This window comes from Xanthomonas pisi DSM 18956 (assembly GCF_001010415.1).
Taxonomy (GTDB): domain Bacteria; phylum Pseudomonadota; class Gammaproteobacteria; order Xanthomonadales; family Xanthomonadaceae; genus Xanthomonas; species Xanthomonas pisi.
In genome coordinates, this window is record NZ_JPLE01000041.1 from 85,784 (window position 1) to 98,123 (window position 12,340).

The window sequence follows — 12,340 nt, forward strand, 5'->3', positions numbered from 1 at the left end:
GCCACTCGTACACACCGGTTCCTGCGCGCCGCCCATGCGACTGCTCGTGCAGTGTATTAGCCGCTGTTATTGCGTGGCGGCATCGATCGCCTTGCGCTGATCCTCCGCAGCCTGGTCGGTGGCGGCCTGAACCGCGTGCGCCTTGTTCAACGGCTGCTGGATGTGATCGCGCAGCGCGGTGGCCTGCGGGTCGGGCTTCTGGTCGGTGGGCGCCGGTTGCGGGCGCTGACACGCGGCCAGCGGTAACGTCAGAACGGCGGCAAGCATCCAGTGAAGTTTCATCGTCGTGACCTCGCGAGCGGTGGCGGTATCCTAACGCCGGCACTGCTGCCGCGCGTCAACTGCGCTGCGGCGGCCGTTTTCTCGCGTTTTTGTAAAGAGGATCACCCACGTGACAACGCACCGTTGGCGGCTGGATGGACAGACCGCCCTCATCACCGGCGCCAGTGCCGGCATCGGGTTGGCCATCGCACGCGAACTGCTCGGCTTCGGAGCGGATCTGCTGATGGTGGCGCGCGATGCCGATGCGTTGGCGCAGGCACGCGACGAACTGGCCGAAGACTTTCCCGAGCGCGAACTGCATGGGCTGGCGGCCGATGTCTCCGACGATGAAGAGCGTCGCGCGATCCTGGACTGGGTGGAAGACCACGCCGACGGCCTGCATCTGCTGATCAACAACGCCGGCGGCAACATCAGCCGGGCAGCCATCGATTACACCGAAGACGAGTGGCGCGGCATCTTCGAAACCAATGTGTTTTCCGCGTTCGAATTGTCGCGGTATGCGCATCCGCTGCTGACCCGGCATGCCGCCTCGGCCATCGTCAATGTCGGCAGCGTCTCGGGCATCACCCATGTGCGCAGCGGCGCGCCGTACGGTATGACCAAGGCCGCGCTGCAGCAGATGACGCGCAACCTGGCGGTGGAATGGGCCGAAGACGGCATCCGCGTCAATGCGGTCGCGCCGTGGTACATCCGCACGCGCCGCACCTCCGGCCCGTTGTCGGACCCGGATTACTACGAACAGGTGATCGACCGCACCCCGATGCGCCGCATTGGCGAGCCCGAAGAAGTCGCCGCGGCCGTGGGTTTTCTGTGTCTGCCCGCAGCCAGCTACATCACCGGCGAATGCATCGCGGTGGATGGCGGATTCCTGCGGTACGGGTTTTAGAGCAGCTAACAAAACTACTGCGCAGCCGCCAGGCGGGCGCGGCCGGTGCTCGGAATCCTCATGTACCACTCGTACACTCCGGTTCCTCCGCGCCGTCCACACCCGCCTGACGACTGCTCGCTACGTTTTGTTAGCCACTCTTAGCCTCATCGGCACACGACTGCGGCCGATGCGGCAACGGTGTGTAAACGAAAAGACGCTTCAACAGAGAAGGGCGCTTAATCCGCAACGCGCGCAACCAGAGGATCCCCGGGGCGGCGCGGGATGCATCCCTTCCCCCGCATCGCGGGGGAAGCTGCCCGAAGGGCGGATGGGGGCATCGGTGACGCGCAGGCATGACGCACTTGCCATCGATCGCCTTCCTGCACGCAGCCCTGCAGAGTCAGTCAGGGCGCGGCCGAGGGATTCGCGCAGCGGCTTTCGTCCAGCACCCGGCGCATCTGGTCGTAGCGCTGCTTGCGTTCGGCCGATTGCGCCTCGTCGGAGAAACGCCAGGTCGCCTCGGCCTGCTCGGCGCGCTTGCGCCAGGCCTCGCACAGGCTCTGGTCCGGCACCGGTGCGCAGCGGTCGGTGACCACTTCGCAGGCGCTGCCGCCGCCGGTGGCCGGTCCACCGGCCAGGTTGGTGGTCTGCATCGGCAGGCAGCGCGTGGCCGGCTCGCGGTCTTCGGTGAAGTAGCGGCCATTGTCGTGCGCGGTGCATTCGAACAACGGCGGCGGAGGCAGGGTGGAGGTGGAGGTCATCGGCGGTGGCGTCGATGCAGCTGTCGGCGCAGGGGACGCGGCCGCAGGCGCGACGGGCGCTGGCTGCACGGCATGTGCAGGACGCACTGGCGCGGGCGTGCCACCTGGTGCCAATGGCACCGCCGCCGGTGCGGTCATCATTTTCTTGTGCTGCTGCATGCCCTTCGCGCACGGCATGTTCTGCACGGTGAGCGCGCCGGTGGGATCGGTGCAGCGGTAGATGGCCACGTCCTGGGCGTTGGCGTCCGTCACCCAGCCCAGCAGCAGCGCCAGCAGCAGGGTGCGGCTCATGCGCCGCCGCAGTCGCGTTGCTGGCGCGCTTCGATGCCGCGTTGTTCGCGGCTGAGCTCCTGGCGCTCGCTTTGCAGCGCGCTGTTGTAGCGGCGGATCAGCTCCCAGCGGCGGTCTGCCAGCCGCGCGCAGACTTCCTGCTCGGGCAGGGCATGGCATTGGTCGCGGATCTGCACGTTGCCGTAGGGCACGATCACCGTGCCGCCGTAGCCGCCGTAGCCGCCGTTGTAACCGTCCTGATACCCCCCCTGGTAGCTGCCCGTGCCGAAGCTGGCACTGCCGCGGATGCTTCCCCGTCCGGCGCCGCCCTGCACGGCAATCGCCGGACGCGGGCTGACCGAGATCGGTGGACGCTGAATGCCGCCGCCGATCGGCGGACCAACCGCATTGCCCACATAGGCCGGCCCCCAGGTCGGCACCCAGCGCGGATTGCCTTCCGGGCTGTCGCTGGTATAGCGCTCGCCGTCCTCGGTGGTGCACTCGTACATCGGCTGCGGCGGTTGCACGGTGACGATGCGGACCCCGCGCGATGGCGCGGCCGGAGGCGGGGCGGGCGGCTCCACGCGTTGCGGTCGCGGCGGCGGGTCCTGCGGGCGCTGCATGTCCAGCACCTGCTGGCGGCCGCTGCTGCATGGCGCATCCTGCAGGGCGACCGTACCGGTGCTGCTGACGCAGCGGTAGACCCGCACGTTCGGGTCCGATTTGGCGGCTGTGCTCGCTGCCAGGGCAGGGAGCGCGCAGGCCAGCAACAACAAGGTTGGAAGAGTGCGCATGTGCCGAGTGTGCGCGTTTGGCGCCCGCGCCGCCAAGGGGATGGTCGCCGCGGGTGCAGACGCGGTGCCCGCGGCATGGCCGGATCGCCGGGAGCGCTGGCTTGCGCCGAACGAGGCTGACGGGGGTTTGGGCGTGGCCAGGCCGCTATAGGGTCGGCCGCTGCGCAGCCTGGCGCTGCCAAGCCACCGCCGCGTATGACGCGCCGGCGCCGCTCAGGGCAGCTGTCGGCTGCCTGGGCCGCCAGCCGTGGCCGTGGCTGGACCGGCGCGGGTCGAGGTCGTGCGTTGCGCCGATGCGCCTAGCCCGCCCTGGAACAGGCGGGCAGCGCGGGCTCGCGGCTGATCGTCTTCCCAACGCCGCGCCTTGTCTGTGGCGCCTGCTGGATCCAGCTCGGCGTCAGTCGCGTAGGACCTGGCCGGTGCGCGCGTCGCGGATCGGGGTGGGCTGCGCGAGCCCGCCGACATCGCCGGCCACCACGCCGTCGATGGTCGCCAGCAGTGCCGGGTCCAGGGCCTCGCGGCGGCGTGCCGGTGGCTCGCCGGCCAGGTTGGCGCTGGTGGACACCAGCGGCGCCCCCCAGGCTGCGCACAGCGTTGCCACGACCGGGTGCGCGCTAATGCGCACTGCCAGCCCATCGTGCGTACCGGTGACCCAGCGCGGCGCGCGGGGCGTGACCGGCAGGATCCAGGTATGCGGGCCAGGCCAGCTGGCCAGCACGTCGTCCCGGCGTGCCGGTTCCATCGCGTCGAGGTCGACCCAGTCGCGCAGCACCTCGATGCCGGACGCCACCACGATCACCCCCTTGTCGACCGGGCGCCGCTTGATCTGCAGCAGGCGCAGCACGGCTGCCTCCTGCGCCGGGTCGCAGCCCAGCCCCCAGACCGCTTCGGTCGGGTAAGCGATCACGCCGCCCGTTTGCAGGGTGGCGACGGCGCTGTCCAGGCTCAGCGTGTGGTCCATGCGCTAGCTCAGCCTGCCGCCTTGCTCACGGTTTTCTTGACCACCCGCTTGGCCGCTTTCTTGGCCGCAGTCTTTTTGGCCGGCGCCTTCTTCGCGGCGGTCTTGGTGGCCGCTTTCTTCACCGCGGTCTTCTTGGCTGCCGCGTCTTTGGCCGCGGCGTCCTTTGCCTCCTTGGCCGAATCCTTCACCGCATTCTTCTTGAGCGTGGCCTTCTTGGCGCCGAAGCCCTTGCGCACCGGCTTGCCGGTGTCGGCCAGCAGCTGCTGCACTTCTTCGAAGCTCAACGATGCCGGCTCGCGATCCTTGGGGATCTTGCCGTTGAGTTTGCCGTCGCTGATGTACGGACCGAAGCGGCCATTGAGCACCTGGATGTCGCTGCCGTCGAATTCCTTGATCACCCGGTTGCGCGCGATCTCTTCCTTCTCCTCGATCAGGAACACCGCCCGCGCCAGATCGATGGTGTACGGATCGTCTTCTTTCTTCAGCGACGCATACACGCTGCCACGGCGCGCAAACGGCCCGAAGCGGCCGATGCCGACGCTGACGTCCTGGTCCTTGTCCTGGCCCAGCGCGCGCGGCATCTTGAACAGTTCCAGCGCATCCTCGATCGAGATCGAATAGATGCTCTGGCCCGGACGCAGCGAGGCGAAAGTCGGCTTTTCCTCGTCTTCCACGGTGCCGATCTGCACCATCGGACCGAAACGGCCGATGCGCGCGCTGACTTCCTTGCCGCTGACCGGGTCGGCGCCAAGCACGCGCACGCTACCGGCGTCGGTCTTGTCCAGCGAATCCTTCTTGTCCTCGACCAATTCCTTGAACGGGCCCCAGAACTTCTCCATCAACGGAATCCACTCGGCTTCGCCGCGCGAGACCGCATCCAGATCGTCTTCCAGATTGGCGGTGAAGTCGTAGTCCACGTAGCGGGTGAAATGCCCGGACAGGAACTTGGACACCGCACGGCCCACGTCGGTGGGACGGAAGCTGCGGCCTTCCATTTCCACGTACTTGCGGAACTGCAGGGTCTGGATGATCGAGGCATAGGTGGACGGACGGCCGATGCCGTATTCCTCCAGCGCCTTGACCAGCGCCGCTTCGGTGAAGCGCGGCGGCGGCTGGGTGAAGTGCTGGTCGGTGACGATGCGGTCCAGCGGGATGTTGTCGCCCGCCTTCATCAGCGGCAGCTTGCGGCCTTCGTCCTCGTCCTCGCTGCTCTTGGTGTCCTTGCCTTCCTCATAGACCGCCAGAAAGCCCGGCACCACCACGGTGGTACCGCTGGCGCGGAACACGTGCTCGCTGCCCGCCGACAGATCGACGCTGACGGTATTGAGCGTGGCGGGAATCATCTGGCAGGCCACGGCGCGGCGCCAGATCAATTCGTACAGGCGGCGCTCGTCGTCGGACAAGAAGCGCGCCACCTGCGCAGGCGTGCGCAACGCGGAGGTCGGGCGCACCGCTTCATGCGCTTCCTGCGCATTCTTGGATTTGGTGGTGTAGGCGTTGGGCTGGTCCGGCAACGAAGCGGTGCCGAAATCGCGCGCGATCACATCGCGGATTTCCGACAGCGCGTCCTGCGACAGGTTCACCGAGTCGGTACGCATATAGCTGATCAGACCGACCGAGCCTTCGTCGCCCAGCGCCACGCCTTCGTACAGCTTCTGCGCCACCTGCATGGTCTTGCGGGTGGTGAAGCCGAGCTTGCGCGAGGCTTCCTGCTGCAGCGTAGAGGTGGTGAACGGCGGGGCAGGGCGACGCTTGCGCTCCTTGCTGGCCACGTCGGTGACATGCAGCACGCCTTGCGCTGCCTGCTGGATGCGCAGCCGCGCCGCTTCGGCGGTGTCGCCATCGGTGACGGTGAACTGCTCGAACTTCTGCCCGTCCAGCTTGATCAGCCGCGCATTGAACGGCTGCGACGGATGCCGGCAATGCGCATCGATGGACCAGTACTCGCGCGCGATGAAGGCTTCGATCTCTTCTTCGCGCTCGACGATCATGCGCAGCGCCGGCGACTGCACACGGCCGGCGGATAAGCCGCGCTGCACCTTGCGCCACAGCACCGGCGACAGGTTGAAGCCCACCAGATAGTCCAGCGCGCGACGGGCCTGCTGCGCATCGACCAGATCGGCGGCAATCGCGCGCGGCTTGAGCATGGCTTCCTTGATCGCGCGCGGCGTGATCTCGGTGAACACCACGCGCTGCATGGTCTTGTCCTTCAACAGGCCGCGCTCTTTCAGGATCTCGGCGATGTGCCAGCTGATCGCCTCACCCTCGCGGTCCGGGTCGGTCGCCAGATAGATGTCGTCGGCACTCTTGGCGGCACGGGCGATGGCTTCGACATGCTTCTCGTTTTTCTCGATCAGGTCGTAGCGCATCGCAAAGCCGTTATCCGGGTCGACCGCGCCCTCCTTGGGGACGAGATCGCGCACGTGCCCATACGAGGCCAGGACGGTGAAGTCCTTGCCGAGGTATTTATTGATCGTCTTGGCCTTGGCGGGCGATTCGACGATGAGCAGGTGCTTGGGCATGGTGGCAAATTCTTGGGGCAGAGCCCGGGGGGCGGGTAGCGTGGCCTAATTGGCCGGTCGAGGGAAGCAGATCGGCCGTTTCCCACACGTTAACGCCCGGGAATGCTCCCGGGCGTTCAGTTGTCTTATTAGAAAGATCACGGCGGACGCCGCTGTGTCAAGCGGGCGGCGCCGCGAACTGCTAGCTCTGGCTCATTCCGATCGTCGCCAGCATGATTGCCACGACCACGATCGACAGCACCAGGATCACCCCGTAGATGGCCAGCACCACGATCGACACCGTGTCCAGGCCGCGCGACTGCAGCTCCGGACGGTCGGTGAAGGCCCAGCGGTCCACGACCAGGGTGTCGCAGATCTTGTCGTGCGGCGTCTGCTTGCGCTGCGACATGCCGGCCATGAACGCCGCCACCACTGCGCCGATGCCCAGCGTGAGTACGCTGATCAGCATATAGGCCAGATAGCGCAGCACATTGCGCCAGAACCCGACCCGCGCCCCGTTGCTGTCCGCCCGCACCACCTTGATGCCGCAGGCGAGCTTGCCCAGGCTGGCCTGAAGCCGGCTGGACTGCATCCAGGCGAAATACAGTGTCGGGATGGCCAGGCCGATGCCGTAGGACATCACCACGATGGCGATGCCCAGCGCGCTGCCGTCGTCCAGCGCCGAACCCGAATCGCCGTGGGTGGTCGCGAGTACGATCACGAACACCAGCGGGATCACGATCAGATACACCGCAAAGGTGGTGATCAGACTATCGAGAATGCTGGCCGCCACCCGCCGCCATAGCCCGGCGTACACCACCGGCGCGTCATGGACGATGGCCGCCGCCGGCGATGCGGCTACCGGGGTCTCCCAGGCGCTCGGCAACGGCGTGGCAGCGGCTGGCGGCACCGTCTCGGTCGGTGCCGGAGCCGGCGTTGTCGGGGTGGGTTGCGCGGAGGCGTCCACGACGCCGGTTGGCGAGCCGGACCAGGACGTGCTTTCCGTAGGTGCGACCGGCGCGTCGGAGGGATCCGGGTGATGGTCGACCGTTGTATGGTGGTCACGCAGTGCGGGGTCGGCCGGCTCAGCTGCGGCCGACAGCACAGTGGTCCCAATCGGCGTGTCGGTTGCCGGCGTCGCCGCCTGGGGCGACGGAGCGGCAGGAGCGGCGGCCCATTGCGCGGCGTCGGCGGGTGCAGCCACCGGCGAAGACGCGGGCGGCTCCGGGATGGCAGGGCCTGCCGCGTCGACACCCAGTTCGGACGCGACCTCGGTCAGGGTGACCCACTGCGGCAGGCCTTCGCGCCAGACCAGGCTGGTGCGGTCGATGATGCCCTGCGACAGGCGCGCGGCCAGCGTTTCCGTGTCGACCGGGCCCTGGCGTTGCCGCTGTGCGTCGGCGTAATACCACTGCGTCATGATGTCCCCTTGGGTGATGCGTTGTGCGTGCAGCGGCCGGTCAGCCGCTGCAATTTTGCGGAAGTTGGTTGTCGTCGATCTCGGAACTGCACTGCCAGGTGCCGGCATCCGCATCCAGATCCAGCCACAGCGCCTTACCATCGATCTTGGGCGAGCCCGGCGCATGCAGCAGCGCCTCGACGCCGCAGGCGCTGGTATCGAAACGGCCGATCTGCACGCTGGCCAGGATGCCGGTCGCGTAGTGCTCAGGCGTCTGGAAGCCGGTATCCCCGTTCTCCGGGCAGCGGCCTTCGCTCGCGAGAAACTCGGCGATCTGCGGCTTCAGCGGCGCCAACGCGGCAACCGCCTCGGCGACCTTGGCGCGGTTCTGATAATCCTTGTAGGCCGGTAGTGCGATCGCCGCAAGGATGCCGATCATGGCCACGACGACGAACAGGCCCACTACCGCGCCCAGCACCAACGGAAGTGGCCACGCCGGCCCCTTGGCCGGCTGGCGCAGGTGCGATGCAGGTGGTGTCCCTGCTGCCATCGGCAATGGCGGCGGGGCCGCCGCCGCGTGCAGATCGGTGGAAATTGGCGGACCGAGCGTGTCGGCGCAGGCCGACAACGGCAGCCACTGGTCCAGGCCTTCGCGCCAGACCAGCGTGTCCAGGGCGATCTGCCGATCGCGATACAGGCCCAGCAGGGCCGCATCGGTCACCGGGCCACGCCGCTGGCGGTTGCCCTCGGCGTAATACCAACTGCTCATCCCCGTCCCCTCGCACGCACGTCCGTGGCTGCTTCAGGCCTCAGTGTACGGGTTCAGGCTCGTCCAGGAACATCTGGGTTTCCATCCAGGCATAGGCCGCTTCTGCGCCGGGCTGGTTGAACAACACCATCAGCACCACCCATTTGAGGTCGTCCAAATCCAGTTCGTCCTGGTCCAGCGCCATGGCGCGGTCCAGCACCAACTCGCGCTGGTCGGCATCGAGAATGCGGTGTTGCTCGAGGAACAGCAGAAATCCACGGCAATCGACATCGAGCTTGTCCAGCTCCGGGCCATGGTAAATGCGCACGGGGCCATCGACATGCGGGCGTGCGACGCTCGGCCGCTGCTCGGAGAGCGCATCCAGCCAGTCGAACGCCTTGCTGATTTCTGCGGGACTGAAGCCGGCCTGGATCAGGCCATTCTGAAGCGAGTCACGGTCACGGACCAGGTCCGCGTCTTCGCTGAAATAATGTTCAAACAGGTACAGCAGTACATCGAGAATGCTCTCTTTCATTGCCCCTCGGCCTGCGTCGCGCGACGCTGTGGAGGTGAAGAAACTAGGGATTGCGGGTATAGCGACCGTGCTCGGTGACCACGTCTCCCTCCAGTTCCATGATGAGCAGCATGGAGGACAGCGCGGCGGCCGTCAATCCGGTGCGTTCGACCAGCGAATCCATAGGGGTTGGGTCGTGGCCCAGCGCCTGCCACAAGCGCTGGTAGTCGGGGTCCGGGCGGGTGGAAGTAGTGGTGCGCGTCGTCCTGGGGACCTGAGTGGGGGCGGCCAGTCGCTCGCGCAAGGCAGTGGCCAATTCGCCCGACAGCAGTTGCAGTCCTTCGATGATCTGGGCCGGCTCCTGCGCCAGCGTCGCACCCTGGCGGATCAGGTGGTGGCAGCCGCGCGCGAGCGGGTTGTGCAGCGAGCCGGGCAGGGCGAACACCTCGCGCCCGGCCTCGGCCGCCAGGCGCGCGGTGATCAGCGCTCCCGAGCGCATCGCCGCCTCGACCACCACGGTACCCAGCGCCAACCCGGCGATGACCCGGTTGCGGGCGGGAAAGTGCGCCGCCACCGGCCCGGTGCCGGGCAGGTATTCGCTGACCACCGCGCCACGCGCGGCGATGCGATCGCGTAATGACCGGTGATGCGCGGGGTAGGATACGTCGGCCCCGGTGCCCACCACCGCCACCGTGCTGCCGTCAGGCTGGGCAAGTGCGGCTTCATGCGCGATCGCATCCACGCCAGCCGCCATCCCGCTGACGATGCCCAGCCCTGCAGCGGCCAGGCTCGATGCGAAGGCCCGGGTGTGATCGCGTCCGCCAGCGGTGGCGGAGCGACTGCCGACCACCGCCACGCCGGGATACCAGAGTGCGCTGGGGTCGCCGTCCACGAACAGCGCCAGCGGCGGATTGACGATGTGGCGCAGCAGCGCCGGGTAGTCCGGGTCTTGCCAGCCGATCAGATGGTGGCTGGGCTGTTCGCACCAGCGTAGCGCGGCATCCAGCGTTTGCGGCTCAGGCGACTGCAGCCGTTCCGATTGCAACGCGTCGCAGCCGGCTGCGCGCCAGACGCCGGGCCCGGCAGTCAGGATGTCGGACGGGCTGGCGTAGGCGCTCATCAGTGCGCGGCGTGGCGGGCTGCGGCCGCCAGCCAGCAGCAACGTCAGCAATGCGCGCAGATCGGGGGAGGTGAGAGCCATGCATACAGCCTGGGCCGCAAACGACGACGGCGCCCTCAGGCGCCGTCGCGTTAGACCATCGGAATTTCCGATTACTGGGCGTCAGGATGCTTGACGAAGTAACCCAGGCCGGTCGGCTTGACGCTTTCCATCACCAGCGCATAGCTGACCTTGTCGAAAGTGCGGAACACCATCGCATGCGAGGCATATTCGTCGGGCAGGCCGACAGTGGAGCCTGACGGGCCGCTGAAATCGTCATCGGCGCGCGAGAAGCGCGAATGCTTCACGCGGTCGCTGACGGTGCGCCCCTTGCGCCAGATCGAGAACACCGTGCCGTTGTTGATGCCCTCGCGTGCGCCACCGGAAATGGCGATCACATCGCGGGTGCCGCCAACGGTGAAGGCGTCGGAAATGGCCAGCACGCGCAGCTCGGTCTGCAAGGCTTGTTCGGACGGCGGATGCGGGATGAACTGCAGATCGTACGGCTGCGCTTCCACGGCTACGATCCGGTCGCCTGCGCGCACTTCGCGGCCGCTGTCCTGCAGCAGCAAGGTCGCCGCCTTGGAGTTGCCGCCTGCCGCGCTGCGGGTGATGGTGCCGATGTTGACCTGCGCCAACTCGTAGCCGAGGAACTCACGGCGCGTGCTCGGCGCGATGAAGTTCTTCCAGATGTTGCCGGAGCCGGCGGTGATGTTGCCCGCCATATCCAGGTCTTCGTTGTGCTTGGGCAGGCTGAACTTCACGGTCGGGCGCACCACCGCAAAGCGTTGGCCTGGCTGCGCATCCTCCAGGCCGACCACATAGGCGACCTGCCCGGTGGTGGCGCGCGCGCGACCGCCTTCCAGGCCGACCACATAGGGCAGCTGATCGAAGTCTTCCACAACGCGCAGGTTCTTCAGGAACGGCTCGACATCGGCCAGTGGAATCGCATTGATCGGCGCTTCCTGGCGCGGGCCGGGCTGGATCGTGCCTTTGCCGACGCGGTCCAGGTAGGCCAGGCTGATCACGTCACCCGGATAGATCAGGTGCGGATTCTGGATCTGTGGATTGGCCTGCCAGATTTCCGGCCATAGCCATGGTTTTTGCAGGAAACGCCCAGCAATGTCCCAAAGGGTATCCCCCTTGCGGACCACATAGGTGTCTGGATGCTCGCCCACCGCTTGCGCGGCAGCGTAGGTCGCGACGGTCAGCATCGCCGCAGCGACGACCGTACGAAGTCGGTTCAACATGAGTGCCTTCTTGCCTGATTCCCCAACAGGTCTGCGCACTATAGTCCAGAAACCGGGGCGCCACGCAAGCATTGCGCTAGAATGACACCGTCTTGCCGGCGCCACGCCGGTGTTCCCAGACGGGTAACCCCATGGCTTTGCTCCCTATTCTCGAATTTCCCGATCCGCGGCTGCGCACCAAGGCCGTGCCGGTCGATGCGGCCGACGTCACCAGCCCGGCGTTCCAGACGCTGCTGGACGACATGTTCCAGACCATGTACGAGGCGCCTGGCATTGGCCTGGCTGCCAGCCAGGTGGATGTGCACAAGCGCTTCATGGTGATCGACGTCAGCGAGGAAAAAGACGCCCCGCAGGTGTTCATCAACCCGGAAATCGTCACCAGGCAGGGCGAGCAGGTGTATCAGGAAGGCTGCCTGTCGGTGCCGGGCATCTTTGCCGATGTCAGCCGCGCCGATGCGATCACCGTGCGCTACCTGGATCGCCAGGGCAAGGCGCAGGAACTGAGCACCGAAGGCCTGCTGGCGGTGTGCATCCAGCACGAGATGGACCACCTGGACGGCAAGCTGTTCGTGGATTACCTGTCCCCGCTCAAGCGCGAAATGGTGCGCAAGAAGCTGGCCAAGATGCGCAAGCATGTGGCTTGAGGGCGGGGATTGGGGAGTCGGGATTGGGGATTGGCAAAAGCCGATGTCTGCAGGTCTGTGAATCCGCTGGGTCAATCATTCGGTGCGCGTCTTGATGTGATCTGTCGTATTGCGTGAGGCGACGCATCGCGTTTCATCCGGTCGGCATGCCGATGGCCTTGAAAACCCGGGTGTGGCAATGGATGAGCC

12 protein-coding genes and 1 other RNA gene are annotated in these 12,340 nt (G+C 66.8%); 3 read left to right on the forward strand and 10 right to left on the reverse strand.

The features are described from left to right. Nucleotides 1-66: 66 nt before the first annotated feature. Nucleotides 67-282 (reverse strand): hypothetical protein, encoded by a 216-nt coding sequence (locus Y887_RS10635; RefSeq protein WP_046964303.1) that lies wholly within the window; start codon nucleotides 280-282, stop codon nucleotides 67-69. A gap of 109 nt (nucleotides 283-391) precedes the next feature. Between Y887_RS10635 and Y887_RS10640 the strand changes: the two genes are divergently transcribed. Beyond that, a complete protein-coding gene (locus Y887_RS10640; RefSeq protein ID WP_046964304.1) occupies nucleotides 392-1,168 on the forward strand; it encodes an SDR family oxidoreductase in 777 nt (258 codons plus the stop codon). A 60-nt stretch (nucleotides 1,169-1,228) separates the two neighbouring features. Continuing rightward, nucleotides 1,229-1,304: non-coding RNA, sX9 sRNA (locus Y887_RS18285), on the forward strand. A 250-nt stretch (nucleotides 1,305-1,554) separates the two neighbouring features. On the opposite strand, the gene Y887_RS10645 is transcribed toward Y887_RS18285, so the two are convergent. The 9 genes from Y887_RS10645 to Y887_RS10685 form a co-directional block, all read right to left on the reverse strand. Further along, nucleotides 1,555-2,202 carry a hypothetical protein gene (locus Y887_RS10645; protein WP_046964305.1) on the reverse strand — a complete coding sequence of 216 codons (648 nt, stop codon included), beginning with the start codon at nucleotides 2,200-2,202 and terminating at the stop codon, nucleotides 1,555-1,557. Beyond that, nucleotides 2,199-2,975 (reverse strand): hypothetical protein, encoded by a 777-nt coding sequence (locus Y887_RS10650; protein ID WP_046964306.1) that lies wholly within the window; start codon nucleotides 2,973-2,975, stop codon nucleotides 2,199-2,201. The genes Y887_RS10645 and Y887_RS10650 overlap by 4 nt, the downstream gene beginning before the upstream one ends. Nucleotides 2,976-3,372: 397 nt before the next feature. Beyond that, nucleotides 3,373-3,936 (reverse strand): L-threonylcarbamoyladenylate synthase type 1 TsaC, encoded by a 564-nt coding sequence (gene tsaC, locus Y887_RS10655; protein WP_046964307.1) that lies wholly within the window; start codon nucleotides 3,934-3,936, stop codon nucleotides 3,373-3,375. 8 nt (nucleotides 3,937-3,944) lie between these two features. Further along, complete coding sequence (locus tag Y887_RS10660; protein WP_046964308.1) at nucleotides 3,945-6,458, reverse strand: DNA topoisomerase I; 2,514 nt, start codon at nucleotides 6,456-6,458, stop codon at nucleotides 3,945-3,947. A 181-nt stretch (nucleotides 6,459-6,639) separates the two neighbouring features. Next, nucleotides 6,640-7,857, reverse strand: coding sequence for an RDD family protein (locus Y887_RS10665; RefSeq protein WP_046964309.1), 1,218 nt, complete (start codon nucleotides 7,855-7,857; stop codon nucleotides 6,640-6,642). A gap of 40 nt (nucleotides 7,858-7,897) precedes the next feature. Further along, the gene (locus Y887_RS10670; RefSeq protein WP_046964310.1) at nucleotides 7,898-8,605 is read right to left on the reverse strand and encodes a pilin; all 708 of its coding nucleotides are present in this window, start codon (nucleotides 8,603-8,605) and stop codon (nucleotides 7,898-7,900) included. 40 nt (nucleotides 8,606-8,645) lie between these two features. Further along, nucleotides 8,646-9,119: a DUF494 family protein gene (locus Y887_RS10675; RefSeq protein ID WP_003484452.1), complete on the reverse strand. Its 474-nt coding sequence runs from the start codon at nucleotides 9,117-9,119 to the stop codon at nucleotides 8,646-8,648. 43 nt (nucleotides 9,120-9,162) lie between these two features. Next, entirely contained in the window at nucleotides 9,163-10,299 is a 1,137-nt protein-coding gene (gene dprA / locus Y887_RS10680; RefSeq protein WP_046964311.1) for a DNA-processing protein DprA, read from the reverse strand. 71 nt (nucleotides 10,300-10,370) lie between these two features. Then, on the reverse strand, nucleotides 10,371-11,507 hold the full coding sequence (locus tag Y887_RS10685) for a LysM peptidoglycan-binding domain-containing protein (protein ID WP_046964312.1): 1,137 nt from the start codon (nucleotides 11,505-11,507) through the stop codon (nucleotides 10,371-10,373). A gap of 131 nt (nucleotides 11,508-11,638) precedes the next feature. Between Y887_RS10685 and def the strand changes: the two genes are divergently transcribed. Then, nucleotides 11,639-12,151: a peptide deformylase gene (gene def, locus Y887_RS10690; protein WP_046964313.1), complete on the forward strand. Its 513-nt coding sequence runs from the start codon at nucleotides 11,639-11,641 to the stop codon at nucleotides 12,149-12,151. Nucleotides 12,152-12,340: the final 189 nt, after the last annotated feature.

What these genes read in the sequence shown, in the direction of transcription:
- Y887_RS10635 (WP_046964303.1), bottom strand. Translation starts at nt 282, where the DNA reads ATGAAACTTCACTGGATGCTTGCCGCCGTTCTGACGTTACCGCTGGCC.
- Y887_RS10645 (WP_046964305.1), bottom strand. Translation starts at nt 2,202, where the DNA reads ATGAGCCGCACCCTGCTGCTGGCGCTGCTGCTGGGCTGGGTGACGGAC.
- Y887_RS10650 (WP_046964306.1), bottom strand. Translation starts at nt 2,975, where the DNA reads ATGCGCACTCTTCCAACCTTGTTGTTGCTGGCCTGCGCGCTCCCTGCC.
- tsaC (WP_046964307.1), bottom strand. Translation starts at nt 3,936, where the DNA reads ATGGACCACACGCTGAGCCTGGACAGCGCCGTCGCCACCCTGCAAACG.
- Y887_RS10660 (WP_046964308.1), bottom strand. Translation starts at nt 6,458, where the DNA reads ATGCCCAAGCACCTGCTCATCGTCGAATCGCCCGCCAAGGCCAAGACG.
- Y887_RS10665 (WP_046964309.1), bottom strand. Translation starts at nt 7,857, where the DNA reads ATGACGCAGTGGTATTACGCCGACGCACAGCGGCAACGCCAGGGCCCG.
- Y887_RS10670 (WP_046964310.1), bottom strand. Translation starts at nt 8,605, where the DNA reads ATGAGCAGTTGGTATTACGCCGAGGGCAACCGCCAGCGGCGTGGCCCG.
- Y887_RS10675 (WP_003484452.1), bottom strand. Translation starts at nt 9,119, where the DNA reads ATGAAAGAGAGCATTCTCGATGTACTGCTGTACCTGTTTGAACATTAT.
- dprA (WP_046964311.1), bottom strand. Translation starts at nt 10,299, where the DNA reads ATGGCTCTCACCTCCCCCGATCTGCGCGCATTGCTGACGTTGCTGCTG.
- Y887_RS10685 (WP_046964312.1), bottom strand. Translation starts at nt 11,507, where the DNA reads ATGTTGAACCGACTTCGTACGGTCGTCGCTGCGGCGATGCTGACCGTC.
- def (WP_046964313.1), top strand. Translation starts at nt 11,639, where the DNA reads ATGGCTTTGCTCCCTATTCTCGAATTTCCCGATCCGCGGCTGCGCACC.